20 protein-coding genes and 1 other annotated feature are annotated in these 24,109 nt (G+C 64.8%); of the genes, 12 read left to right on the top strand and 8 right to left on the bottom strand.

Annotated features, from left to right (window positions below):
• Positions 1 to 19: 19 nt before the first annotated feature.
• The 3 genes from AC6H34_RS16755 to AC6H34_RS16745 all read left to right on the top strand — a co-directional run bounded on the left by AC6H34_RS16755 (position 20) and on the right by AC6H34_RS16745 (position 2,339).
• Complete coding sequence (locus tag AC6H34_RS16755; protein ID WP_497539479.1) at positions 20 to 889, top strand: TIGR01459 family HAD-type hydrolase; 870 nt, start codon at positions 20 to 22, stop codon at positions 887 to 889.
• 7 nt (positions 890 to 896) lie between these two features.
• Positions 897 to 1,847, top strand: a complete 951-nt coding sequence (locus AC6H34_RS16750; RefSeq protein ID WP_448148780.1) for a bifunctional riboflavin kinase/FAD synthetase — start codon at positions 897 to 899, stop codon at positions 1,845 to 1,847.
• Positions 1,848 to 1,943: 96 nt separating this feature from the next.
• A complete protein-coding gene (locus AC6H34_RS16745; RefSeq protein WP_497539478.1) occupies positions 1,944 to 2,339 on the top strand; it encodes a PRC-barrel domain-containing protein in 396 nt (131 codons plus the stop codon).
• A gap of 61 nt (positions 2,340 to 2,400) precedes the next feature.
• Here the strand turns inward: AC6H34_RS16745 and AC6H34_RS16740 are convergent, their stop codons facing one another.
• Positions 2,401 to 4,104 (bottom strand): AfsR/SARP family transcriptional regulator, encoded by a 1,704-nt coding sequence (locus tag AC6H34_RS16740; protein ID WP_497539477.1) that lies wholly within the window; start codon positions 4,102 to 4,104, stop codon positions 2,401 to 2,403.
• Between the two features lie 128 nt (positions 4,105 to 4,232).
• On the opposite strand from AC6H34_RS16740, the gene AC6H34_RS16735 reads away from it, so the two are divergent.
• Positions 4,233 to 4,889, top strand: coding sequence for a peroxiredoxin (locus tag AC6H34_RS16735; RefSeq protein WP_448148783.1), 657 nt, complete (start codon positions 4,233 to 4,235; stop codon positions 4,887 to 4,889).
• Between the two features lie 248 nt (positions 4,890 to 5,137).
• On the top strand, positions 5,138 to 6,169 hold the full coding sequence (locus AC6H34_RS16730) for an MBL fold metallo-hydrolase (RefSeq protein WP_448148784.1): 1,032 nt from the start codon (positions 5,138 to 5,140) through the stop codon (positions 6,167 to 6,169).
• A gap of 101 nt (positions 6,170 to 6,270) precedes the next feature.
• Here AC6H34_RS16730 and AC6H34_RS16725 read toward each other — a convergent pair whose 3' ends face one another.
• The 5 genes from AC6H34_RS16725 to AC6H34_RS16705 form a co-directional block, all read right to left on the bottom strand.
• The gene (locus AC6H34_RS16725; RefSeq protein ID WP_497539476.1) at positions 6,271 to 7,278 is read right to left on the bottom strand and encodes a linear amide C-N hydrolase; all 1,008 of its coding nucleotides are present in this window, start codon (positions 7,276 to 7,278) and stop codon (positions 6,271 to 6,273) included.
• 111 nt (positions 7,279 to 7,389) lie between these two features.
• Entirely contained in the window at positions 7,390 to 8,322 is a 933-nt protein-coding gene (locus AC6H34_RS16720) for an AEC family transporter (protein ID WP_448148786.1), read from the bottom strand.
• Between the two features lie 91 nt (positions 8,323 to 8,413).
• Positions 8,414 to 9,346: an alpha/beta hydrolase gene (locus AC6H34_RS16715; RefSeq protein ID WP_448148787.1), complete on the bottom strand. Its 933-nt coding sequence runs from the start codon at positions 9,344 to 9,346 to the stop codon at positions 8,414 to 8,416.
• Positions 9,347 to 9,479: 133 nt separating this feature from the next.
• Positions 9,480 to 11,048, bottom strand: coding sequence for an FAD-dependent monooxygenase (locus tag AC6H34_RS16710; protein ID WP_497539908.1), 1,569 nt, complete (start codon positions 11,046 to 11,048; stop codon positions 9,480 to 9,482).
• A gap of 301 nt (positions 11,049 to 11,349) precedes the next feature.
• Positions 11,350 to 12,843: a SulP family inorganic anion transporter gene (locus AC6H34_RS16705; RefSeq protein WP_448151329.1), complete on the bottom strand. Its 1,494-nt coding sequence runs from the start codon at positions 12,841 to 12,843 to the stop codon at positions 11,350 to 11,352.
• 65 nt (positions 12,844 to 12,908) lie between these two features.
• Positions 12,909 to 12,964, bottom strand: a sequence feature (sul1 is cis-regulatory element that is thought to sense ions involved in sulfur or methionine metabolism; They are found in Alphaproteobacteria).
• Between the two features lie 370 nt (positions 12,965 to 13,334).
• Between AC6H34_RS16705 and AC6H34_RS16700 the strand changes: the two genes are divergently transcribed.
• Positions 13,335 to 13,658 (top strand): DUF6665 family protein, encoded by a 324-nt coding sequence (locus tag AC6H34_RS16700; protein ID WP_448148789.1) that lies wholly within the window; start codon positions 13,335 to 13,337, stop codon positions 13,656 to 13,658.
• Between the two features lie 194 nt (positions 13,659 to 13,852).
• On the top strand, positions 13,853 to 14,758 hold the full coding sequence (locus AC6H34_RS16695; protein ID WP_448148790.1) for a S1C family serine protease: 906 nt from the start codon (positions 13,853 to 13,855) through the stop codon (positions 14,756 to 14,758).
• Between the two features lie 73 nt (positions 14,759 to 14,831).
• Here the strand turns inward: AC6H34_RS16695 and yghU are convergent, their stop codons facing one another.
• Positions 14,832 to 15,707 carry a glutathione-dependent disulfide-bond oxidoreductase gene (gene yghU, locus AC6H34_RS16690; protein ID WP_448148791.1) on the bottom strand — a complete coding sequence of 292 codons (876 nt, stop codon included), beginning with the start codon at positions 15,705 to 15,707 and terminating at the stop codon, positions 14,832 to 14,834.
• 355 nt (positions 15,708 to 16,062) lie between these two features.
• Here yghU and ileS point away from each other — a divergent pair, with 355 nt between their 5' ends.
• The 5 genes from ileS (at position 16,063) to AC6H34_RS16665 (ending at position 22,103) form a co-directional block, all read left to right on the top strand.
• Positions 16,063 to 19,125 carry an isoleucine--tRNA ligase gene (ileS, locus tag AC6H34_RS16685; protein ID WP_497539475.1) on the top strand — a complete coding sequence of 1,021 codons (3,063 nt, stop codon included), beginning with the start codon at positions 16,063 to 16,065 and terminating at the stop codon, positions 19,123 to 19,125.
• A 3-nt stretch (positions 19,126 to 19,128) separates the two neighbouring features.
• On the top strand, positions 19,129 to 19,680 hold the full coding sequence (gene lspA, locus AC6H34_RS16680) for a signal peptidase II (RefSeq protein WP_497539474.1): 552 nt from the start codon (positions 19,129 to 19,131) through the stop codon (positions 19,678 to 19,680).
• Between the two features lie 127 nt (positions 19,681 to 19,807).
• Positions 19,808 to 20,440, top strand: coding sequence for a hypothetical protein (locus tag AC6H34_RS16675; protein ID WP_497539473.1), 633 nt, complete (start codon positions 19,808 to 19,810; stop codon positions 20,438 to 20,440).
• 237 nt (positions 20,441 to 20,677) lie between these two features.
• Complete coding sequence (locus tag AC6H34_RS16670) at positions 20,678 to 21,427, top strand: SDR family NAD(P)-dependent oxidoreductase (protein WP_448148795.1); 750 nt, start codon at positions 20,678 to 20,680, stop codon at positions 21,425 to 21,427.
• 10 nt (positions 21,428 to 21,437) lie between these two features.
• Positions 21,438 to 22,103 carry a D-lyxose/D-mannose family sugar isomerase gene (locus AC6H34_RS16665; protein ID WP_497539472.1) on the top strand — a complete coding sequence of 222 codons (666 nt, stop codon included), beginning with the start codon at positions 21,438 to 21,440 and terminating at the stop codon, positions 22,101 to 22,103.
• 28 nt (positions 22,104 to 22,131) lie between these two features.
• Here AC6H34_RS16665 and mutL read toward each other — a convergent pair whose 3' ends face one another.
• Entirely contained in the window at positions 22,132 to 23,922 is a 1,791-nt protein-coding gene (gene mutL, locus AC6H34_RS16660; protein ID WP_497539471.1) for a DNA mismatch repair endonuclease MutL, read from the bottom strand.
• Positions 23,923 to 24,109: the final 187 nt, after the last annotated feature.

The following is a 24,109-nucleotide window of genomic DNA, read 5'->3' as shown; positions in this document are numbered from 1 at the left end:
CCATCCGAAAGGCCCCGCCTTGGCTTCCTCGCCCCGTCTCATCCATGGCTTTCGCGAGATTGCCGATGCCTACGACCTTCTGTTTTGCGACATCTGGGGCGTCATCCATAACGGCCACGCTCTCTTTCCCGGTGTCGCCGAGGCACTGACGACCTTCCGCGGGAACGGCGGCACGGTGGTGCTGGTGTCCAATGCGCCTCGTCCCAACAGCGCGGTGGCGCCGCAACTCGACAGGCTCGGCCTGCCGCGCGAGGCCTGGGATGCCATCGTCACCTCGGGCGACGTCACGCGCTCGCATATCGCCGCCGTCGCCGACAAGAAGGTCTTCCATCTCGGCCCCGAGCGGGACCTGCCGCTCTATGGCGGTCTCGACATTCGTTTCGCCGGCGCCGACGAGGCAGAGGTCGTTGTGTGTACCGGCCTGTTCGACGACACTACCGAGACGCCGGAAACCTATGCCCCGATGCTCGAGGCCTTCCTTGCGCGCAATGTACCCATGATCTGCGCCAATCCGGACCTCGTGGTCGACCGGGGCGGCATCATGATCTATTGCGCCGGCGCCATCGCCGAAGCCTACCGCGCGATCGGCGGCGAGGCGTCGATCTGCGGCAAGCCCTTCAAGCCGATCTACGACGCCGCCTTCGAGACGGCAGCCGGCCGGCGCGGCGGCCCGATACCGCATGGGCGAACGCTCGCCATCGGCGATTCCGTGCGTACCGACCTCGCCGGCGCGGCTGCCATCGGCTGCGGCGCCTTGTTCATCTCCGGCGGCATTCATGCCCTGGAGGCCGGCCATGGCGACGGCGAGATCGACGCCGAAGCGCTGGCCGCCTTCCTGCACGACAAGGGCGTCGTACCCGATGCCGTGATGCCGCGATTGATCTGGTGAGAGCATCATGCCTTTCGAGCAGTTCCTGGATCCCGTTTCACTGCCCGCGCATCTCCACAATGCGGCAGTGGCGATCGGCAATTTCGACGGCGTCCATCGTGGCCACAAGGCGGTGATCGACGCCGCGGAGGCCCTGGCCCGAGGTACGCACACCGCGCCGCACAACCCACCGCGCCCTGCGATCGCACTCAGCTTCGAGCCCCATCCACGGGCTCTGTTCCGCCCGAACGAACCGCTTTTCCGCCTTACCCCGCCAGCCCTGAAGGCGCTGCTGCTGGAGCGTTCGGGGCTCGATGCCCTCATCACGCTCACCTTCGACCGAGCACTGGCGGGCATGACGGCAGAGGAATTCCTGGAGGAACTGGTGGTGCGCCGCCTGGGTGCCAGCGCCGTGGCCGTCGGCTATGATTTCCATTTCGGCAAGGACAGGCGCGGCACGCCCGAATTCCTGGTCCAGCACGGACGGGCGCTCGGTCTCGACATCGCCATCGTGGCGCCGACGCGCCAGACCGGGGAGGCCGTCTCCTCGTCCGGCATCCGCAAGGCACTGGCGGCCGGCGAGGTGGAACGCGCCAATCGCCTGCTCGGCCATGAATGGTCGGTGCTCGGCTCCGTCATCCATGGCGAGAAGCGCGGGCGCGACCTCGGCTTCCCCACGGCCAACATGGCGCTCGATCCGCAATGCAGCCTGCTCCACGGCATCTACGCCGTGCGCGCCGTCATCGACGGCGTGACGCGTCCGGGCGTCGCCAGCTTCGGGCGCCGGCCGACCTTCGACAACGGCCCGCCGCTCCTGGAGACCTATGTCTTCGACTTCGCGGGCGACCTCTACGGCAAGGTAATCGAGATCGCGTTCGTCGGACGGATCAGGGGCGAGGAGAAATTCGACTCGATCGAAGCCCTGGTGGCACGAATGCACGAGGATGTGCGCGTCGCACGGGAGATGGTGAAAGGCTGAGAACCGCTCCGCCCCAGAAGCCGGAGCGACAAGTCGGACAGCCCGGAACAATTGGCCCTGTCTCCTGTTCAACATGAAAGGGCAGGAGGATTTCCCATGGCAATCGAAAGTGCAGAATTCGGCAATCTCATCGGCAGCGACAAGGTGGAAGGCACCGCGGTCTATGGCGCAGACGGGGAGCGTATTGGCTCCATCGAGCGCGTGATGCTCGACAAGCGCAGCGGCCAGGTTTCCTATGCGGTGCTGGCCTTCGGCGGCTTCCTGGGCATCGGGAACGACCACTATCCGCTGTCGTGGAACACGCTCAAATACAATATCGACCTTGGCGGCTACCAGATCGGCGTCACGGAAGACGAACTGACCCGTGCTCCGAGTTATACGGAAGAGGACGAGTGGGACTGGAACGATCCCGATCGCACACGGGTCATCGACGACTATTACAAGACACCGGGCGGTCGCGCGCTCGGTGAGTATCCCGCTTCAGGGATCTGACGCCTCACCCCAGCATCGGCTTGAGATACACATTCCTTCCCGGCCCTCGCCGGGGAGGAATTCAGGTTGACTTTGCACGCGCCAGGCAGCGCTCGCGATCGCGCGCCCTGGCCAGATCGGAAAAGCGCGCCGCCGCTTCCTGGAACAACGCCGTGGCCTGCGCTCCGTTGCCCTGGGCGCGTCTCAGGACGCCGCGTGCCTCCCATACGGAGGCGACCCACGGCCCGCCCTGCCACATGCCCGCAATGCGCTCCGCCTCGTCGATGCGCCGCCCGGCCTGGTCGACTTCACCTGCCTCGGCCAATGCGATCGCAGAGGCGACGCGAAATCCCATCGAGCAGGGTTGGCAGGTGCTTTCCTCCGCGATGAGCCGATCACCGTGCCTGATGGCCTCGGCGACCTGCTCGATATCCGTCGCGGCTTCCACGGCCAGGGCCGTGTAGCGGATGAGGAGATGCGGCGTCAGCCATGTCTGCTCAGCGATATTCAGCCCCCTCTGCAGCAGGCGGCCCGCCTTCCATCTCTGGCCGCGGGCAAGAGCGACTTCGGCGAGACGATGGAGCGCCAGGGCTCGGCCGACCAGCGCTCCCGCCTGTGCATGGAGTTCGTCGGCTCGGGTGAGCAGGGCCTCGGCGTCTTCGAGACGCCCGGAAAAGAGGGCGGCCTTGCCGAGGATCAGGGTCGCGAGAGCCTGGCCATGGGTCGAGCCCATGTCCTCGGCTATCGTAAGCAGTTCACGCGAAAGACTGGCCATGTCCGCATGGCCACGGGCGTTGCAAAGGCAAAACTCGGCCAGGCAGAGATGGCCGTCGAAGACATTGCTGGCGGCGGGAACCGGCTGGCGCACCCACTTCACGAATTCGGAGCGGAAAAGGTCCTGCCACTGCCCCTGCATGTGGGCAACGAGGCCAACCAGCGCGCTGGCTTCGCCGATCTCGCGGCCGAGGCCACCGGCCAATGCGAGAGAACGCGCCTCCTGCGCCTTGCGCTCCGCCTCCCCGAAATCCCCGCTATGGAGATGGATGATGCCCCAGGCCATCAAACCGCGCACATGCTCGTCGATGCCCTTCGTCGCGGCATCGGCGGCTGTGATCGCCTTCTCGTAGAGCGAGACGGTGGCCCGATCCGGGCCAAGGCCCATGTCGATGCGCAACCGTTCGCGCAGCCCCTGGAACAGGCGAATGGCCTCGCCGCGATTGCCTGTATCGAGCGCCGCCTGCATCAGGGCACGCACTGCCTCCTGGTCGACGGGATCGACCTTCAGCACCTCCTGCCAGAGGCCGGCGCATTTGAGGACCTGGACATGCAGCGCCTGCAGTCTCTCGCGCGGCTGCTGCGTCCACTCCGCATAGCGGTCATCCGGCAGGAGTTCGCCGCCATAGGCAGGCGCAAGCAGGGCACAAGCCGCGGAGTCCCGGTCCTTCAAGGCGGCCTTCGCGGCCGCCTCGTAGCGTTCGAGATCGATGGCCAGCTCCGCATCGGGCGCGAGCGACAGGACCTCACCGTTCAGTCCGATCACCTCGTTCGCCTGCAGGGTCTGCCGCGCGAAATGAACGGCCTTGCGGAGATTGGCGGCTGCCGCCTCCGGCGGAAGGTCCGGCCACAGCGCTTCCATCGCCTGTTCACGGTGGAGACGATGCCTTGGCGCGAGGGCGAGCAGCTTGACGAGCGTGACGCTTCTCGATCGCCGCCAGTCCGTTTCCGCCGTCTCCCTTCCGTCGACCGTGACGCGGAAGCGGCCGAGGAGCTGAATATCGATGCGCATGAAATGGGTCCGGAATAGCTGCTTGCCGATGAAGCCGCCGACCGTCTCACAGCGTGCTGTTGCGAGGAACGGCGGAGGAACGGGACTGCTCTAAGTTAGCATCGTCATCACACAACAGGAGACGAAAAATGTCACTCCGAATTGGCGATCTTGCACCAGACTTTCAGGCCGAAACCACGCACGGCCCGATCAGTTTTCATGGTTGGCTCGGCGATGCTTGGGGAATACTTTTCTCACATCCGAAAGACTTCACCCCCGTCTGCACTACGGAACTCGGCTACATGGCGAAGCTGAAGCCCGAATTCGATATGCGCAACGTCAAGGTGATCGGCCTGAGCGTCGATCCGGTCAGCAAGCATTCGATCTGGGCGAAGGACATCGAGGAGACCCAGGGCACGGCGCCGAACTACCCCATGATCGGCGATCCCAGCCTCGAGATCTCCAAGCTCTACGACATGCTGCCGGCTTCGGCGGGCGACACCGCGGAAGGACGAACCGCCGCCGACAACCAAACGGTACGCAACGTCTATGTCATCGGTCCCGACAAGAAGGTGAAACTCGTCTTCGTCTACCCGATGACCACGGGCCGCAATTTCGACGAGATCCTCCGCGTCATCGATTCAATGCAGCTTACGGCTCGCTACAAGGTGGCGACGCCCGTCAACTGGAAGAACGGCGAGGATGTCATCATCACCACGGCCGTGAGCGACGAGGAGGCCGAAAAGCTGTTCCCCGACTTCACCCGCGTGAAGCCCTATCTGCGCACGACCGCACAGCCTGCCTGAGCGAAATCATCGTCCCCGGCAGAGCACTTGGCGGGGAGGCTGCGAGCCTTCCGCAGCCGGGGTAATCGCCGGGGATGACGGCTGCATCCGACACCGACGCGTCGACGGGAAAGCCGTTTCTCCTGCGATCCCGCGGCCGGGCCGGCAGGCCGCAGAGAGCCGGCTTTTCCGCTCTCCACGACAGGCATAAGGTAGTCGGCCCGGACGGCCCCCGACGACCCGCCAAGGGAACCAGGAGGACAGGCCAGATGATCTTTCGACAGCTCTTCGACAGCGTTTCAGGAACCTACAGCTACATCATCGCCAGCCGGCCCGGCGCGGAGGCCCTGATCATCGATCCTGTCCTCGAAAAGGTGGATCGCTATGTGAAGCTCCTGCAGGAACTCGACCTCAGGCTGGTGAAGGCGGTGGACACGCATCTCCACGCCGATCACGTGACGGGCCTCGGCGCCCTGCGCGACCGCACCCGCTGCATCACCGTGATGGGAGAGCAGAGCAAGGCGGACGTGGTGTCGATGCGCCTCTCCGACGGGGATCGGCTGGAGATAGAAGGCATCGGCCTCGACGTGATCTACACGCCCGGCCATACCGACGACAGCTACTCCTTCGTCATGGAGGACAGGGTTTTCAGCGGCGATACGCTGCTGATCCGCGGCACCGGCCGTACCGATTTCCAGAACGGCGACCCTCGCCGGCAATATGAGAGCATCTTCGGCCGGCTGCTGCGCCTGCCCGACGGCATGCTCCTCTACCCTGCCCACGACTACAAGGGCGATACGGTCAGCACGATAGGCGAGGAGAAACGCAACAATCCCCGGCTGCAGGTGAAGAACGTCGAGGAATATGTGCAGCTCATGAATAATCTGAACCTGCCCAACCCGAAGATGATGGACGTCGCGGTGCCCGCCAACATGCATATCGGCCTGCACCAGGAAGCCGTCGCGGCACGAGGCTGGGCCCTCTCCACCGAACAGGGCATGGCCCTGGTGGGCCGGGAGGAAGCCGTGCTCGTCGATCTCAGGGAGCAGCGCGAACGCGAGCGGCACGGTTGCATCCCCGGCGCGATCCACTGTCCCTACCCCACGCTCGGCGCCGAACTCGCACGTGGCGGCTTTCTGCGCGAGATCGCCCGCAACCGTCGCCTGGTGTTCTTCTGCGCCTATGGCGAGAGGTCGGCGATGGCGGTACAGGCCGCGCAGGACGCCGGGATGACGGCAGCGATGCATCTCCAGGGAGGCATCGCTGCCTGGAAGAACGCGGACGGGCCGATGGAGACCTAGAACAGGGTGGCGTCGGCTCGAACCGCACGTCCGGCTTTACGTCCGGAAATCACGGGCATTTTGCGATTGGGCCTGAAAGCAGGATGCGTCGGCCCCGGGGTTCAAAGACCGAGAAACTTGAACGGGACCGCTGGCTTGAACTGGTCGTTGGCCATGCCGGAGTAGATGTGGATCTGGTTCGGTCCCAGATCGAGCTTGAGGACCTTCCCGGTTTCCTCCGAAAAATCGATGCGAGCGAAGTCCACCCAGAAGATATTCGGCGTCAGCGCGGACTCGAAGAAATAGAGCTTGCGCTTCTGGTCGGACACCGTGCGCCAGCGCGTCGACGAGATATTCGGCTGGTCCGGCGTGGTAATTCCGAACGGGACGGAGACGTTCCTGATCACGCTGAACACGCTGGCGATGGTCTCCACCGCATCCTCGCCTTTCGGAATCGCATTCACGTAGAAGGAGGCTCTCGCGAAGCGGTCGGCCGCCCGGTTCGTCCCGGGCAGCATCACGGTGCCACCGATCTGCTTCCAGTATTCGTTCAGGGCGAGTTGCTCTTCGAAGATGGGAGAATTGGTCATCACCTGATAGGAACGGCTGTGGTGAATGACCTGCCTGCCCTGAATATACTCGACGATCGCACTGTCGCCGGTCGCGTCGGAGAGCGAGAGGTGCAGGGTCGCCAGCCTGTCCTCACCGGGCACGCTGTCGGTGACGATGGTGAAGGGCTCTTTCGACAGCGCGTCGACCGCTTCCTGCACCGTGCCGAAATTGTCGAGAACATATTGCGCCCACGCCGCGATCGACAGGCCCGGGCCAGTGCCGTCATATTTCGGATAGGAGGACTCGACCAGCCAGAGCACGTTGGCGACCAACCCCGCCTCGTTCATGCCGTCGGTGGTCGAGACGTCGTAGCCCGAGGCGATGACGCTGCCATATTTCGAGATCCACCGGATCGAATTCGGCCCGGCCTCCCCCGAACGCCGCATCCCACGGGGGAAGACCCACAGGTTCGTGCCGACATCGGTCTTCCAGTCCATGGAGCGCGCGGTGATCACCTGGTGGTCGGCGCCCACATAGACGAGCCGGGTGCAGGCCTCGGTTGCGGGCACTGCGAGCATGTTCGCCGCCATGAAAATGGCCGCCCAAATCGCGCTGAAAGATCTACGTCCTGCAATCATGACTGCCTCTCACACCTTCCACGCAAGCCGATAGCACAAGGAGCCGGCAAGTTAGCCCCGCACGAGTTGTGGCAGGAGATAGAGCCAGGCGATCAAGGTGACGATCGAGAGCAGCGTCGTGATCGAAACCGTCGAGGCCACGAGGGATTCCTCGCATTTCTGCTCTCCCGCAAGAATGTAGACGGTCTTGGCCGTGGGCACCGCGGCGCATATGACGGCGGCAATGGTGTAAAGGGGATCGAGACCCAGCAGCAGCGCGAGAACGCAAGTAAGCGAGGGCATGACGATCAGTTTCACGGCGGCGAGCGAAAGGGAAGGGCCAAGGTTGGCGCGTACGGCGTCGAGCGACAGGCCAAGCCCTATCGCGAAGAGCGCGCTTGCCGTCAGCGCATCGGCAAAGATCTTCAGGAAGGCGGCGACCGGCGATGGAACCGGGACGCCGGTGATCGCCCACGCCATGCCGATGACAGTCGACAATACCAGCGGATTGATCACGACGTGCCGAACCATTGCCCAACGCCGCGAACCCTGCCGCGCGCCCTTCAGTTCCAGCAGCACCATCGCCAGGGGGAACATGACCACCGCCACGAACACGGTCGCGATGGCAGCCGGCAGCACCGCACGGGAGCCGTAGAGCGCCTGCAGTACCGGCAGCGCCACGAAGCCTGTGTTCGTCATCGAGGCTGACAGCCCATACATGGTCTGCCTGCGGGCATCTTGCCCGGCATGACGTGCGCTCAGCAGGAATATCGCGGCAAAGCAGATGAGAGATCCTCCCCCGAATGCCAGCAAGAACCGCCACGCCAGAAGCGATTCCGGCTTCTCCTGTGCAATCGTGCCGATGAGCAGCGCGGGCATGGCGATGTTGTAGGCGAAATGGATGAGGCCTTCGGCAAGTCCGCGCTGCACATAGCCGAGATAGCCGGCGAGCCACCCCGTCACGATCACGGCGAAGACAGGGAGAATTAGATCGACGACAGCCATGGCTTGCTCCGCCCTGATCCGGATATTTCTACGCTATGACAAGTTCGCTGGCATGACGTGCCGGCCGGAGGCCGAGGGCTTGCCGCGGGCATCACGCCGGTGCCCCGGCTGCATCCGAGGCCTTGTCCATTGCGCCGCGAATGAACGCGCCGGCATGCGAGAGCGCGCGGCGCCCGTCCTCGAGAGCAGCATTCCAGACGGGCCATGCGTGGATCATGTGCGGCCAGATTTCGAGGCGGACATCGACATCGGCAGCGCCCGCCGCTTCGGCAAGCCGCGTCGCGTCGGACAGCAACGTCTCGGCCGAGCCGACCTGGATCAGCAGGGGCGGGAAGTTCGCGAGTTCGGCGAACAGCGGCGAAACCAGGGGATCGAGACGCCCGATCCCGGCCGGCACATAGGCGTCGGCGAGTTCATCGAGATAGCCCTTGTGAATGATGGGATCGACCGCGTCCTTGCTGGCAAGCGTCGCGCCGGACATCGTGAGATCGGTCCAGGGCGAGATCAGCCAGGCACAGCTGGGCAAGGGCTCTCCCACCGCACGAAGACGGCCGATGAGCGAGAGCGCGAGATTGCCGCCGGCGCTGTCGCCGCCGAGCGCAATGCAGCCCGCCGCAATGCCCATGCGGCGCAGGAAATGCCAGGCAGCGAGCGCATCCTCGTGCTGGGCGGGGAAAGGATGCTCGGGTGCACGCCGATAGTCGATGATGAGCGTGCGCATGCGCGCAGCACGACCGGCTTCGGTGACCAGGCGGCGATGGCTCCTGATCGAGCCCGAGCAATAACCGCCGCCATGGAAAAAGAGCAGCACCCTGTCCGCGTTGCTACCAGGGGCGATCGACCATTCGCCCCCGACCCCGTCGCAATCGACGCTCTCGCATTCGATGTCTTCGGCGACGGGCCAGGTTGCTCCCACCTCGTCCAGCCGTTCACGACGCTCCGCCCATCCGACCGGCCGCGGACGGGAGGTGAGAAGGCTGCGAATGGCGCCGATTTCCCGCAGAGCGCGCTCGTGATCGGTCACTGCTTGTTCCTCGATGGGGCCGTAGCATCCTGAAACCATGCCCGGCGGCAAAAATTCCGGCGAACTCACACATCACTTTGCAGACGTCCCGTAGCACCTCCGTGACCGCGCTCCTTCAGCGCGTATCGAAGGTCTATGCCTCCGGCATCGCCTTCGCGGCCGGCCCCTGCAGCAATTCGACATAATCGGCCAGGAGCCGAGCATGGTCTTCTTCCGCGCGGAGGCCGACATGGCCATCGGGGCGGACTACGAGCAGGGTGATGCCGCCGCCCAGCCGGTCCGCCGCTGTAGGCTCGACATGGGCATCGACATCCGAGAAGCCGGTATTGGACGCGAGAGCGATCGTCGCCTCGAGGAGAGTCCCCCCGGATGCCGGTTCCAGGTCACGCAGGACGCGGGCGAGATCCTCCCGGTTCGCGGCCGTGCCGCCGATGAGAAGGGCCGTGTGCCCTCGGCGATTGGCGAAGTCATGGAGTTTGCCCGTGCCACCGCCGGCAATCGTGACCCCGATGCGGTCCGGCAGCCGCTGGCCGGGCCAGGAGGTGTCGCTCCGATGGCCCAGGACGATGGGAGACCCTGCATAGTCGATATCGAGCTCCGCTTCGGCGACCGCTTCGTGATGCCGGGTCTCGGCATCCGCGAAAGCACTGCGGATGGCGACGTCGCGCTGGCGGCGTTCCTCGTCATCCTTCACCATCTGGGCGCTCTCGGCGGCATCTCCCGACGCCATGATCCGGTCCGCGACAGGGCGGCGTTCCGCATGATAGCTGTCGAGGAGCGCTTCGGACCCATGCTTTCGGCAGACAAGGGCGAGCTTCCAGGCGAGGTTGAACGCATCCTGAAGGCCGGAATTCATGCCGTGGCCCTGCGCCGGGCTGCAGGTATGGGCGGCATCGCCCGCGAGCAGGATGCGCCCGGAACGGAAGCGGCTCGCGACCTTGGTATGGCACTGGAAGCGCGTCGGATTCGCGACACCTTCGAAGCTGGCGTCAGGCAGATAGTCGCGCAGCGTGGACAGGGCATCGGTGACGAGATCGGACTCGGGGCCGCCAGGCCGCAAGTAGACGCGCCAGCGCTCGTTCGGCAAAGCCGTGAGGATGACGGGGGTCGGATCCAGATAGGCGTAGTTCGCCTCGAAGGAATGCGGCCAGCCGCTCACACCAGCATCGAAGACGGCCCAGGGCTCCGCGATATCGTGCCCCTCCTGCCCGATATTCATGAGCGTCCGGACCGCGCTGTGATGCCCGTCGCACCCCACAACCCACTGGGCGAGGACGTGGCTCGCCACGCCCTCGTGTTCGACCGTGGCGAGGATCCCCTGCTCCTGTTCCTCCAAGGCCACCAGCATCGCAGCCCGCGTGACTTCGCCCCCCTGGCGAATGAGATAGTCGGTGAGAACGGCCTCCGTGACCTCTTCGGAAATCCCGATATTGTAGGGATAGCGGCTGCCGCACAGCTCGAGGTCGATTTCGCCGAGCACCGCACCACCCGCATGAATGCGCGCCCGCCGTTGCTTCACGCCAACCGCCAGGAGAGTATCCACGATACCGAGTGTCTCGAAGATTTCGAGCGAACGGGGATGGACGACGGTCGCCCGGTCCCATTCCATGGGGCGCTCATGTGCATCGATGAGAAGGCACTCGGTTCCGTGCCGATTGAGTTCGGCGGCCAACAGAAGGCCGGTGGGACCACCTCCAACCACAAGGACAGGTACAGCAGCCTTCACATTGCGCCCCCAGTACAACCGGCGTCATCATGCACGGGCGCGAGGAGGTTGCAACCGCACGCAAGGATAACAACCATTCCTCCTTCGTGCGATAGAGTGCACCGAAAGAACTGGATAGACGAGCCGCGAGCTACGCAGCGCAAAATACTCCGGAAACCAGTTCTATCATGCGGCTCGTCTTCGCCATCCGAGGCATTCAATGCCAGTGCCGCCGTCGACAGGAGCCTTGGAGACGGCGGGTCTGCCTGCGGGAACCGGCAGACCCAAGGGGTGAGCGTCAGTGCGGGATGGCTCCCATCTCGACGCTGGTCTTGTCGTGGAGGGCGAAGCGATCGACAAGATCGGCGCTTGCCTCGTTGTAGCCGGTCACCAGGACGTTGCGATCGTCGCGCCGCAGGCGCAGCACGAGCTTGTCCAGTGCCGCTACCGCGGAAATGTCCCACAAATGAGCGCCGCTCACGTCGATCACGACCTGGCGTATCGACCCGGGGGGCTGGATAGCGCGCGAAAACACATCGACGGAGGCAAAGAATACCTGTCCTGTCACGCGATAGGTGGCGCGGGATCCATCAAGCGCGATTTCCTCCTGGATGGAAAGCATGCGGCGCACCTTGCCGGCGAAGAATATCCCCGAGAGAAGCACGCCCGTCAGCACGCCGAGCGAAAGGTCTCGCGTCGCCACCACGACTACCACCGTCAGCACCATCACGATGGAGGACGGCACCGGATGGCGCCTCAGGTTAGGGATGGAGTTCCAGCTGAACGTGCCGATCGAGACCATGATCATGACCGCGACGAGAGCGGGCATCGGGATCCGGCCGACATAGGGGCCGAGCGCGGCAAGAAGGAAAAGCAGGAAGGAACCGGCGACGAAGGTGGACAGGCGCCCCCTGCCCCCGGAGGTCACGTTGATCACCGACTGGCCGATCATCGCGCAACCTCCCATGCCGCCGAAAAGCGCGGCCACGATGTTGGCGCTCCCCTGCCCCATGCATTCCTGGCGCTTGTCTCCGGATGTCTCCGTCATGTCGTCGACGATCTGCGCCGTCAGCAGGGATTCGAGCAGCCCCACGGCGGCCATGGTCAACGAATAGGGGAAGATAATGCGAAGCGTTTCCAGAGTCAGTGGAACCTGCGGCAACGCGAAATGCGGCAGCCCCTCGGGCAACTTGCCCATGTCGGAAACGGTATTGACCGGCAATTGCCAATACATGCTCACGGCGGAGAGCACGAGAATTGCCACCAGCGGCGAAGGCACGGCCTTCGTGAGACGAGGAAAAAGATAGATGATGGCAAGCCCAGCGGCGACCATCACATAGGTTTGCCAGCTAACGCCCGTCAGCTGCGGCAACTGCGCCATGAAGATCAGGATCGCGAGCGCATTGACGAAACCCGTGATCACCGATCGCGACACGAATTGCATGACGAGATCGAGGCGCAGCAGCCCGGCCAGGATCTGGATGAGGCCCATCAGGATGGTTGCGGCGAAAAGATAGTCGACGCCGTGATCGCGCACCAGGGGGCCGACGACGACCGCGACGGCGGCGGTCGCCGCCGATATCATGCCGGGCCGGCCGCCGGTGAAGGCGATGACCACGGCAATCGCCACCGAGGCATAAAGCCCGACGCGCGGGTCGACGCCGGCGATGATGGCAAAGCCGATCGCCTCGGGAATGAGCGCGAGCGCAACGACGATACCGGCCAACAAGTCGCGCCGAACTTGCGGAAAATCGCCCACCCACTGGCGGCGATAGTCAGTAAATCGATTTATCATGAGGAAGATATTCAACAAGGCACATGGCGCCGGTTCTTGGCGCTGTCGATGATCATGTGTGATGAGGTCCGGCGGATAGGCGGCCGGAATAGCCACCCGGATTCTCACCGGGTCCATGTGAATATGTTCTTGCTAGTGCAGAAGACGTCCCAAGGCAAGAACCCCATGCAGGAACAGGAAGACACCCGAACTCAATCATGCGCCGCCGAGCAACATGAATGTTCTGTCTGCAAATTGTTCAGTGATTACAGATAAATATATTTGATCATGAGAAGCGGTCCATATGTTCTCGGGTGTTCTGGCAACCCCGTCCTGATTCCATACGAGGGCACTCGGGACGCACTGTCGGGTTTCGTGCACCTGGCGACTTCGATCGGTCATTTGCGAGGCGATCCTCGCATTTCACAAGGAGCCGCTGCGATCCATGTCGGTCCCATCGGCCCTGCCGCTTGCTTGAAAAGGCGAAAGGCGCGGGGCACTATGGCGGCATGACCGTGCGTCCACCGCAGAACCTGTCCGGCCCTTCCTCGCGCGCCGCCGTCGACGTCCTTGCCGCCGAGATCCGCGTGGAGAAGGCAATTTCGCTCGAACGCACCGGCGAGGCCGTGGCGAAGGCCGTCGCGGCCCTCAATGCCCTGCCGGTGGACGATCCCGGGCGCGACCGCCTCGTCGCCGAAGCCGCGGAGGCAGTCTGGGGTTATTTCATCCAGCGCGAACTGATGGGCCAGTCAGCGCATGGCGCCGTTATCCGCGACCTCGGCATCCCGCGCGAGGTGCTGGCCCGCCTCGGTGCCCGGCCGCGGAGCGGGTGAGGCAGATCCGAAGGGAATCCTGGCCGGGGCTGTCGCCGTGATCCCGCGCGCTACGCCACGCATCGCGGTTTTGAGCTTCGACGCCTTGCGCAGGGCCGCATGCTTTCATACCTTCAGTCGATATCGTGCATTCGGCTTTTGCCGCCGGGAGCGGCGCTCTGCCCCGAAAGCCGCGCTCTACCAAGATGAAAGCCATGAATATTCATTCGATCATGCGTTCGGTCGTGACCGTGCGCGCCATCATTCCGCAGGAAGCGTTCACCGCCGACACGCTGGGGACGACACGCGAGGGAAGCGGCGTCGTCATCCGAGAGGACGGCCTCGTGCTCACCATCGGCTATCTCATAACGGAAGCCGAGGAAGTCTGGCTTACGGCGCAGGACGGGCGCGTCGTTCCCGCCCACGCCCTCGCCTATGACCAGACGACCGGCTTCGGCCTCGTGCAGGCGCTCGGCCAGCTCGGCCTGCCCGCGATCAATCTCGGCGATTCCGGCAAAGTCGCGATCGGCGATGAAGCCGTGTTCGCCGACGGCGCCGGCCACTATGTCGACGCCAACATCGTGGCCAAGCAGGAATTCGCCGGCTACTGGGAATATCTGCTCGACGAGGCGATCTTCATCGCGCCGGCCCATCCGTCCTGGGGCGGCGCGGCGCTCATCGGCGCCGACGGCCGATTGCTCGGCATCGGTTCGCTCCTGCTGCAGATGGAGCGGGCGGACCAGAGCTTCGACATCAACATGGTCGTCCCCATCGATCTCCTGCCGCCCATCCTGGACGACCTCCTGACACGCGGGCAGGTCAACAAGCCGCCTCGCCCCTGGCTCGGCGCCTTTTCGGCGGAGAGCGACGGCAAGGTGGTCGTGGTCAGCATTGCCGGCGGCAGTCCAGCGGCCAAGGCGGGCCTGCGGCCGGGCGATGTCATTTCGGATGTCCGGAACGAGGAAGTCCAGGGTCTCGCCGACTTCTACCGCAAGGTGTGGGACACGGGCCCGGCCGGGTCGGAAGTGCCGTTGAGGGTGCTGCGCGAGGGCCGGGAATCCTGGCTGCGCATAAAATCGGCAGACCGCAACAGCTTCCTGCGCAGGCCGCAACTCCAGTAAGCGAAAGCTTTCTCCGGGTGCACGGGCATCCTGCCCGTTCTCGGAATCGCCGTGCACCCGGAGATGTCGGTCGTCAGCCTGCCGCTTCCAGCTTGTCCTGCGTCTTCGTGTCGAAGTCGCCGGCGTCGTGACGTTCGCGCAACTGGCTCGACGGTTCGCCTGAGGTGCGGTTGACCATGCGGCCCCGCCTCACCGCCGGACGCTGGAAGATCTGCTCGGCCCAGCGCTGGACGTTCTTGTAGTCCTGCACCGACAGGAACTCGGCCGCCCCGTACTGCCAGCCCTTCGCCAGGCCGCCATACCAGGGCCAGACCGCCATGTCGGCGATGGTGTAGTCGGCGCCGGCCAGATATTCCGCCTCCGCGAGGCGACGGTCGAGCACGTCGAGCTGGCGCTTGGTCTCCATGGCGAACCGGTCGATGGCATATTCGATCTTGGTGGGCGCATAGGCATAGAAGTGGCCGAACCCGCCGCCGAGATAGGGTGCGCTGCCCATCTGCCAGAACAGCCAGGACATGCATTCGGCGCGGGTCGCGATGTCGCTGGGCAGGAACTCGCCGAATTTTTCGGCGAGGTAGAACAGGATCGAGCCGGATTCAAACACCCGGATCGGCTTGGGGCCGCTGCGGTCGAGCAAGGCAGGAATCTTCGAGTTCGGGTTCACATCGACGAAGCCGCTGCCGAACTGGTCTCCCTGTCCGATATTGATCAGCCAGGCATCGTATTCGGCCCCTTTGTGCCCGAGGGCCACCAGTTCCTCCAGCATCACCGTGACCTTCACGCCGTTGGGCGTGCCCAGCGAATAAAGCTGCAGGGGATGGCGCCCGACGGGCAGTTCCTTCTCGTGGGTGGGGCCAGCGATGGGCCGGTTGATGCTGGCGAACTGGCCGCCGCTCGCCTTGTTCCAGGTCCAGACTTTCGGGGGCAGGTATTCGGACGTGTCGGTCATTCTCGAACTCCAGGAATCGGATGGGCGATCGCGCAAGGCAATCCGCGTTGCGCCACGATGGAGCGAAAAGCCGCCGGAGGGCAAGGCAGCCGGGGCGTCTTGCGACGCCAGCCCGGTCAAATCCTGGCGAGGAGACCGAATGTCCGGCGTGCACGGGCACCCGGAAAAATCCCTTCAACCTCACCGCCGTGCTTTATCCCGCCGCGATAGCCTGCTATTCACGCCCGCATGACATACGCGCAGCGCTTCATACGAATTATCGACCCGGCTTCCGCGTGCGGGCTCCCCTGAGCTCCGCGGAAGGTCCGGGTTTGCGCTGCCTGTCTCTTTCATCCGTATCGACGGACCTTTCTTCATGACCGACGCTGTGTCCCATCCCGAAGCCGAGAGCTTCGACTACTCGCAGACCCTGTTCCTGCCGCAGACCGCCTTCCCCATGCGCGGCGGCCTGCCGCAGAAGGAACCGGAGATCCTGGCCCGCTGGCAGAGGGACGACCTCTACAGGCGCCTGCGCGAAACCTCCGCCGGCCGGCCCAAATTCGTACTGCATGACGGCCCGCCCTACGCCAACGGCAACATCCATATCGGTCACGCGCTCAACAAGATCCTCAAGGACATGGTGACGCGCTCGCAGCAGATGCTGGGCTTCGACTCCAACTACGTTCCGGGCTGGGACTGCCACGGCCTGCCGATCGAATGGAAGATCGAGGAGCAGTACAGGGCCAAGGGGCGCAACAAGGACGACGTGCCGCTCGTCGAATTCCGCCGCGAGTGCCGCGCCTTCGCCGAGCATTGGGTGAACGTGCAGCGCGAGGAGTTCAAGCGCCTGGGCGTCGAGGGCGACTGGAGCAATCCCTATCTGACAATGGCCTATCCGGCCGAGGCGCAGATCGCCCGCGAGATCATGAAGTTCGCCGTGACCGGCCAGCTCTACCGCGGCTCCAAGCCCGTGATGTGGAGCGTGGTTGAGAAGACCTCGCTCGCCGAGGCGGAGATCGAGTACGAGGACCACACCTCCGACATGGTGTGGGTAAAGTTCCCGATCATCGAGGGCGCGCGCCGCGACGAGCTTGCCAAGGCGGCCATCGTGATCTGGACCACAACGCCCTGGACGATCCCCGGAAACCGGGCAATCGCCTTCTCCAGCCGCGTCGCCTACGGCCTCTATCGCGTCATCGCCGCTCCCGAGAACAATTGGGCCAGGGCTGGCGACACCTTCGTGCTCGCCGACAATCTTGCGGCTGATGTCTTCAAGGCCGCGAAGGTGGAAGCCTATGAGCGCCTGTCGGACGTCGGCGCCGGTGAACTCGCCGGGCTCGCGGCGGCCCATCCGCTCGCCGGCTACAACGACTTCTACGGCTTCAGGGTGCCGCTGCTCGACGGCGATCACGTCACCGACGATGCGGGTACCGGCTTCGTGCACACCGCGCCCGGCCACGGCCGCGAGGACTTCGACATCTGGATGGCCAAGGGCCGCGAGATCCATGCGCGCGGCATCTCCACCCACATCCCCTACACGGTGGATGGCGACAGCGCCTACACCGCCGAGGCCCCCGGCTTCGACGGCGCGCGTGTGTTCAACGACAAGGGCGAGAAGGGCGGCGCCAACGACGCCGTGATCAAGGCGCTGGTCGGCCAGGGCAACCTGGTGGCGCGCGGACGGCTGAAGCATCAGTATCCGCATTCCTGGCGCTCGAAGAAGCCGGTGATCTTCCGCAACACGCCGCAGTGGTTCATCGCGATGGACATGCCGATCGACCAGGTGCCGCCGGGCAGCGTCGCCGCTGCCTCGCCGAAGCCTACCGAAGGCGGCGCCTTGCGCAACGATACCGGGCCGATACTCGGTGACGGCTCGTCGCTGCGCGAACTCGCGCTCCATGCCATCAGCGTCACCGAATGGGTGCCTGCGGCCGGCGAGAACCGCATCACGGGCATGATCGCCAACCGGCCGGACTGGGTCGTCTCCCGCCAGCGCGCCTGGGGCGTGCCGATCGCGGTGTTCGTGCGCGACAAGGCAGGTGGCGGTGTCGAGGTCCTCAAGGACGAAGCCGTCAATGCGGCGATCGCGGCGGCATTCGAGGTCGAGGGCGCCGATGCCTGGTACCAGGAAGGCGCCGCCGAGCGCTTCCTCGGTGCGCGTGCGTCCGAAGGCTGGACGAAGGTCAACGACATCCTCGACGTCTGGTTCGATTCCGGCTCCACCCACGCCTTCACGCTGGAAGACCCGGTGCACTTCCCCGGCCTGGCCGGCATTGTGCGCAAGGTCGACGGCGGCCGCGACACCGTCATGTATCTCGAAGGCTCCGATCAGCATCGCGGCTGGTTCCACTCGTCCTTGCTGGAGAGCTGCGGCACGCGCGGCCGGGCGCCCTACGACGTGGTGCTCACGCATGGCTTCACGCTCGACGAGCAGGGCCGCAAGATGTCGAAGTCCATCGGCAACACGGTGGCTCCCCAGGACGTGATCAAGCGTTCCGGCGCCGATATCCTGCGCCTGTGGGTTGCCACGTCGGACTATGCGGACGACCAGCGCATCGGCCCGGAAATCCTGAAGACGGTGGAAGACAGCTATCGCAAGCTGCGAAACACCATGCGCTGGATGCTCGGCACCCTCGCCCACTACGAAGCGAGCGACGACATGCCGGCGGCCGAGATGCCCGAACTGGAGCGGCTGATGCTGCACCGGCTGGCGGAACTCGGCCCGCAAGTGCGCGCGGCCTATGAGGGCTACGACTACAAGCGCGTAATCGCGCTGCTCGCCACCTTCATGACGTCGGACCTCTCGGCCTTCTATTTCGACGTGCGCAAGGACGCGCTCTATTGCGATCCGAAATCGTCGCTGCGCCGCCGCGCGGCGCTCAGCGTGGTGAACACGCTCTTCACCAGCCTCGCCACCTGGCTGGCGCCGGTGCTCTGCTTCACCATGGAGGAGGCCTGGACCTCGCGCTTCGGCGAGGAGGGTTCGGTTCATCTTGACCCGCTAGCTTCGGCCGATCCCGCATGGATCGATCCCGCGCTTGCCCGGAAGTGGGAAGTGGTCCGCGAGGTGCGCCGCGTCGTCACGGGCGCGCTGGAGCAGGAACGGGCCGCCAAGCACATCGGCTCTTCGCTGGAAGCCGCGCCCACCGTCCATATCGCCGATGCCGCCACCCTGGCCCTGGTCGGCAGCGTGGATTTCGATGACGTCTGCATCGTCTCCGGCCTGACGCTCGCGGCCGGCGAGGGACCGGCGGACGCATTCCGCCTCGATGGCGTTCCCGGCGTCGCCGTGGTGCCGGGCAAGGCGTCCGGTGTGAAATGCGCCCGCTCCTGGCGCTATTTCGACCCGAAGACGGCCGATCCTGCGTTTCCCGACATCACGCCGCGCGACGCGGCGGCCATGAGGGAATGGCAGGCGCAGGCCGGGGCTGGGGCCTGATCGATGCTGTCACGCTTCATCGGGCGCTTCACGGGCCTGGGGGTGGTGGTCGCGCTACTCGCCATCATCCTCGACCAGGGCTTCAAGTTCTGGGCTCTGCATCTGTTCGGCATCGCCGATCAGATTGCCTTCGAAGGCCCGGTGGATTGGACGTCCTTCCTCCAGTTCACCCTGGTTTGGAACCGCGGCGTTTCCTATGGGCTGTTCCAGCAGGAAAGCCAGGCCGGCATGATCCTGCTGGTCACCTTCCGGCTGCTGGCGACGATCTTCCTGCTCGCCTGGCTGGCGCGTATCCCCAGCCGCTCGGGGGCGGTCGCGATCGGGCTGATCATCGGCGGAGCCATCGGCAACGCCGTCGACGGACTGCTGGCAATCGAGGGCGCTTTTGCACCCGAATGGCTTCGGCGCGAGGGCGTCGCCGACTTCTTCCTGTTCCATGTCGGCAGCTTCAGCTGGTACGTCTTCAACATCGCGGACGTCGCGATCGTTGCAGGCGTGGCCCTCCTGCTGTATGACGTGGTGCTGAACAAGGAAACGCGGGCGCACATATCCTAGTGGATATCTCGGCCCTGGAAGATCGGTTTGATCAGGATTTTCTTTGTTTTGACGCATTTTCTCTGCAGAAGGTCCGGTGACTTTCCTGGAAAATGCTCCGGGGTTCGAGCAGCGATTGGGATTTAGGATGCAGACAAAGAATTGGCTCGGTCTGGCTGCGGCCACTGCGCTCATTGTCATTGCCCCGGCCGGTGCTGCCAACGCGCAGTCCGTTCAGGGTTTCTTCCAGAAGATGCTTGGCACGGGCGACGACGCTCCGGCGATCAACTATTCGGACCGCGCCCCCCTGGTGAAGCCGGGCAAGCTCGACCTGCCGCCGCCCGGCAGCGCGACCACCAATGAATCGGATCCCAACTGGCCGAACGATCCGGACGAGAAGAAGCGCAAGGCCTCCGGCCTCTTCCCGAAGGAAAAGCCGAAGAACGGCGATGGCCGCCTTTCGCCCGACGAGATGGCTGCCGGCCGTGTGCCTGGCGCCGGTTCTCCGGATGCTCCCGAACCCTTCGATGCCGCCAAGTCCAGCTCAGTTCCGTTGAAGCCGAGCGAATTGCTGGGCAAGCGCATCAAGACGGGCAACGACGACGACACGCCGCTGGTCGCCGGCCAGGAGCCGCCGCGCCGTTCGCTCACCGATCCGCCGGACGGTTATCGCAAGCCACTCGCCTCCGCTCCGATCAGCGGCAACGAGCCGCTCCCCTCCGAAGGCAATCAAAACACGCCATGGTACGAGCGCATCTTCAAGAACCCGAAGATGCACTGAGCGCCTTCCAGCGATTTCCAGAAATGCCCGGACCGGTTCCGGGCATTTTTCGTTTTGGCCGGCGCATGAAGACCGGGCCGCTCGGTTGGACCTACCCGTATCCGCAGGCAGGCCGAAAGCTCGGCTTCGCTGCTGCATTGACCTCGGGGCCAGCGCACCCCAGACTGGACACAACAGGACGCGTGCCGGGCAGTTTGCAGCTTGCCGGAGAAGCGCATAGGGGGAGGCAGGCAGGCCATGGCGCAATTGTCGGGTGTCGTGATCGTCACCGGGGCCGCTTCAGGTCTTGGCCGGGAAGCGGCCCGTCATTTCGCGGATTGCGGAGCGACGGTCGTGGCTGTCGACATCAATGCCGAGGGACTGGCCACCCTTGCCTCTGAGCGAATCCACCCTTTTCCGGCCGACATCACCAAAACTGCGGAATGCCGAGCGGTCGCCGACAAGGCTGCTACCCTCGGACGGATTTCGGGCCTCCTCAACTCGGCCGGCATCGAACTCCATGGTTCCGTGATCGAAATGCCGGAGGACGATTGGGACCGCGTGATGAACGTCAATCTCAAGGCGATCTTCCTGCTGTCGAAACACGTCATCCCGTACATGGTCGCCGCCGGAGGTGGCTCTGTGGTCAACATGTCGTCGATCCAGGGAATTGCCACGCAGGCCGGAGTCGCCGCCTATGCCGCCACCAAGGGCGGCGTGCTGGCGCTCACGCGCGTGATGGCGCTGGATCATGGCCGGGATAATATCCGCGTGACCGCCATCTGTCCGGGAACGATCGAGACGCCTCTCGCCCACGCCAACGCACGCCACTGGAATCCGCAAGATCCAGGGGCGGTGCTCGCGGAATGGGGCGCCAAGCATGCCCTGAACCGCATCGGACAACCCATCGAAGTCGCCAGGCTGGCGGCTTTCCTGCTCTCCGATGAATCGAGCTTCATCACCGGCTCCCACCATCTCGTCGATGGCGGTCTGCTGGCTTCATTCTGAGGGGGATGCCATGAAACGTTCCGAGATCAACCGACAGCTGAGATCGGCCCAGGCGCTCTTCGCGGAGTATCGCTTCGCGCTGCCGCCGTTCGCGATGTGGGACGAGGCACGCTGGCGGGACGATCCCGAGACGGCGCATTACTGCCGGGTTCATCAGATGGGATGGGATGTCACCGATTTCGGCTCCGGGGATTTCCTGAGCCGGGGCCTCGTCGTGTTCTGCGTGCGCAACGGCCTGCAGTCCCAGGCCCACAGCAAGCCCTATGCCGAAAAGCTGCTGGTTGTGGCCGAGGAGCAGGAGACGCCCACCCACGCCCATCGCATCAAGATGGAAGACATCATCGTGCGGGGTGGCGGCAATCTGGTGATCGAGTTCTACAACATGACCGACGATGGCGGCCTTGCCGATACGCCGGTGGAGGTGCGAGTGGACGGCACACGCAAGGCCTTGGCGCCCGGAGAGCCGCTGCGCCTCTCCCCCGGCCAGAGCGTCACGGTCACCCGCAATCTCTGGCACCGCTTCTACGGCGAGAAAGGCAAGGGAACGGTCTTCGTGGGCGAGGTTTCGCAGGTCAACGATGACCTTACCGACAATATTTTCCTCGGCGGCCTCGGCCGCTTCGCCGAGATCGAGGAGGACGAACCCAAGCTCTATCCGCTTTGGAACGAATTGTGACGCGGGACGCGCATCGGCGCGCCAGCCACTATCGCCGCCCGAACAGCGCCTCGATGTCCGTCAGCTTCAGGGTGACGTAGGTCGGCCGGCCGTGATTGCACTGGCCCGAGTTGGGCGTGATCTCCATCTCGCGCAGCAATGCGTCCATCTCCGCCGGCAGGAGACGGCGGCCGGCACGCACGGAGCCATGGCACGCCATGGTAGCGGCGACATGATCGAGGCGCCGCTCCAGAACGATCTCCGAGCCCCATTCCGCGAAGCCGTCGGCGAGATCCCGTATCAGGGAAGCCGGGTTCGTCGTGCCCAGGGCCGCAGGGGTCGCGCGCACCAGCAGCGCACCCGGTCCGAAGGGCTCGACCACGAGCCCCAGGGCTGCGAGATCCTCGCCGGCGGCCGTCAAGCGCTCGACATCGGCCGGATCGAGATCCACGACCTCGGGTATCAGCAGGAGTTGGCTCTTGACGCCGGCGGCCGACCGCTCGCGCTTCAGGCGCTCGTAGACGAGGCGTTCATGGGCGGCATGCTGATCGACGATCACGACCCCTTCGCGCGTCTGCGCCACGATGTAGGTTTCGTGCAGTTGAGCCCGGGCGGCGCCGAGCGGCCTGTCGAGACTGTCTGGAATGACAGGTGCCGCGCCGGCACGCGCATCGGCAGACGGCAGGACCAGCGTATCGAACCCTGCCTGCGCGGGCTCTGCGAAACCGGCGAGCCCTTCCGACGTCAGGCGCGGGGCCGCGGGGGAGACGCGCCAGTCCCAATCGAGGTTGGCAGGGCGCCCGGCACTGCGGGCGAGCATGCCGAGCGCCGCATCGGCATTGCCCGTCGAGGTCCGGCCCGACTCTCGTTCCAGCGCGCTGCGAATGGCCGAAACAATCAGGCCCCTCACGAGGCCGCCATCGCGGAAGCGGACTTCAGCCTTTGCGGGATGGACGTTGACGTCAACGTCATGCGAGGGAATATCGAGGAAGAGCGCCAGAACGGGAAAACGGTCCTTCGGCACGTGGTCCGCATAGGCGCCCCGCACGGCGCCAAGCAATAGCTTGTCACGTACCGGACGGCCGTTGACGAAAAGATACTGATGCTGGCCCGTCCCACGGTTGTAAGTCGGCAAACCGATCTGTCCATGGAGACGGACGGAACCGCGCGAAACATCGATCTCGATGGCGTTGTCGGTGAAGTCCTGTCCGAGAATGGCACCGAGACGCGTGGCCTCGTCGCCGGTCGGCCAGGTCGACGGCGCATGATCCTCGCCCGCCAGCGTAAAGCTGATCTGCGGATTGGCCATGGCGAGGCGCTTGACGATGTCGCCGATCGCCGCTGCCTCGGTGCGCTGCGTCTTGAGGAACTTCAGCCGCGCGGGCGTGGCATAGAAGAGATCCCGCACCTCGATGCGCGTGCCCTCGCTCAAGGCAGCCGGCTTGACCGGCTGCCGCTCGCCCGCCTCGATGGCGATCATCGAAGCCGTATCGGCACCCCGCGCACGCGTGGAAATGGCGAGGCGCGAGACTGAAGCGATGGAGGGCAGCGCCTCGCCGCGAAAACCCAGGGTGGTGATGGCGAGCAGATCCTCGGTCGGCAATTTCGAGGTGGCATGGCGTTGCACCGCCAGGGCCAGGTCCTCCGGCGACATGCCGCTGCCATCGTCCACGATACGGATGAGCCTCTGGCCGCCGCCTTCGGTGACCACCTCGATACGGCTCGCACCGGCGTCGATGGCGTTTTCCACCAGTTCCTTTACCGCGCTCGCCGGCCGCTCGACCACCTCGCCGGCGGCGATGCGATCGATCAGGATCTGGGGGAGGGCTCGGATGGCCATAGGCGAATCGTCCAGCGGCGCTTGGGGTCTCGATCGGGAATTATCATACGCAAGAACAAGGGGTTAGGCCGACGGCACCGAAGACGGTCCCACCGGCCCCAAACGATACACCCGCGCCGGTCCGGGTGCACGGGCATCCTGCCCCGGCCTGGGGAGAGGAGGCGGTGTCCGGGGCGACGGTCACCGA

The organism is Labrys sp. ALF-8 (assembly GCF_059699065.1).
This window is presented reverse-complemented; position numbering and strand designations above follow the sequence as displayed.

Bases quoted from the DNA above. Each gene is read 5' to 3' on its own strand.
- AC6H34_RS16700 (WP_448148789.1), top strand. From the start codon at position 13,335: ATGACCGTGCGTCCACCGCAGAACCTGTCCGGCCCTTCCTCGCGCGCC.
- ileS (WP_497539475.1), top strand. From the start codon at position 16,063: ATGACCGACGCTGTGTCCCATCCCGAAGCCGAGAGCTTCGACTACTCG.
- AC6H34_RS16695 (WP_448148790.1), top strand. From the start codon at position 13,853: ATGAATATTCATTCGATCATGCGTTCGGTCGTGACCGTGCGCGCCATC.
- AC6H34_RS16750 (WP_448148780.1), top strand. From the start codon at position 897: ATGCCTTTCGAGCAGTTCCTGGATCCCGTTTCACTGCCCGCGCATCTC.
- mutL (WP_497539471.1), bottom strand. From the start codon at position 23,922: ATGGCCATCCGAGCCCTCCCCCAGATCCTGATCGATCGCATCGCCGCC.
- AC6H34_RS16675 (WP_497539473.1), top strand. From the start codon at position 19,808: ATGCAGACAAAGAATTGGCTCGGTCTGGCTGCGGCCACTGCGCTCATT.
- AC6H34_RS16745 (WP_497539478.1), top strand. From the start codon at position 1,944: ATGGCAATCGAAAGTGCAGAATTCGGCAATCTCATCGGCAGCGACAAG.
- AC6H34_RS16720 (WP_448148786.1), bottom strand. From the start codon at position 8,322: ATGGCTGTCGTCGATCTAATTCTCCCTGTCTTCGCCGTGATCGTGACG.
- AC6H34_RS16735 (WP_448148783.1), top strand. From the start codon at position 4,233: ATGTCACTCCGAATTGGCGATCTTGCACCAGACTTTCAGGCCGAAACC.
- AC6H34_RS16665 (WP_497539472.1), top strand. From the start codon at position 21,438: ATGAAACGTTCCGAGATCAACCGACAGCTGAGATCGGCCCAGGCGCTC.
- AC6H34_RS16740 (WP_497539477.1), bottom strand. From the start codon at position 4,104: ATGCGCATCGATATTCAGCTCCTCGGCCGCTTCCGCGTCACGGTCGAC.
- yghU (WP_448148791.1), bottom strand. From the start codon at position 15,707: ATGACCGACACGTCCGAATACCTGCCCCCGAAAGTCTGGACCTGGAAC.
- lspA (WP_497539474.1), top strand. From the start codon at position 19,129: ATGCTGTCACGCTTCATCGGGCGCTTCACGGGCCTGGGGGTGGTGGTC.
- AC6H34_RS16730 (WP_448148784.1), top strand. From the start codon at position 5,138: ATGATCTTTCGACAGCTCTTCGACAGCGTTTCAGGAACCTACAGCTAC.
- AC6H34_RS16670 (WP_448148795.1), top strand. From the start codon at position 20,678: ATGGCGCAATTGTCGGGTGTCGTGATCGTCACCGGGGCCGCTTCAGGT.
- AC6H34_RS16725 (WP_497539476.1), bottom strand. From the start codon at position 7,278: ATGCTCGCAGTGCCCGCAACCGAGGCCTGCACCCGGCTCGTCTATGTG.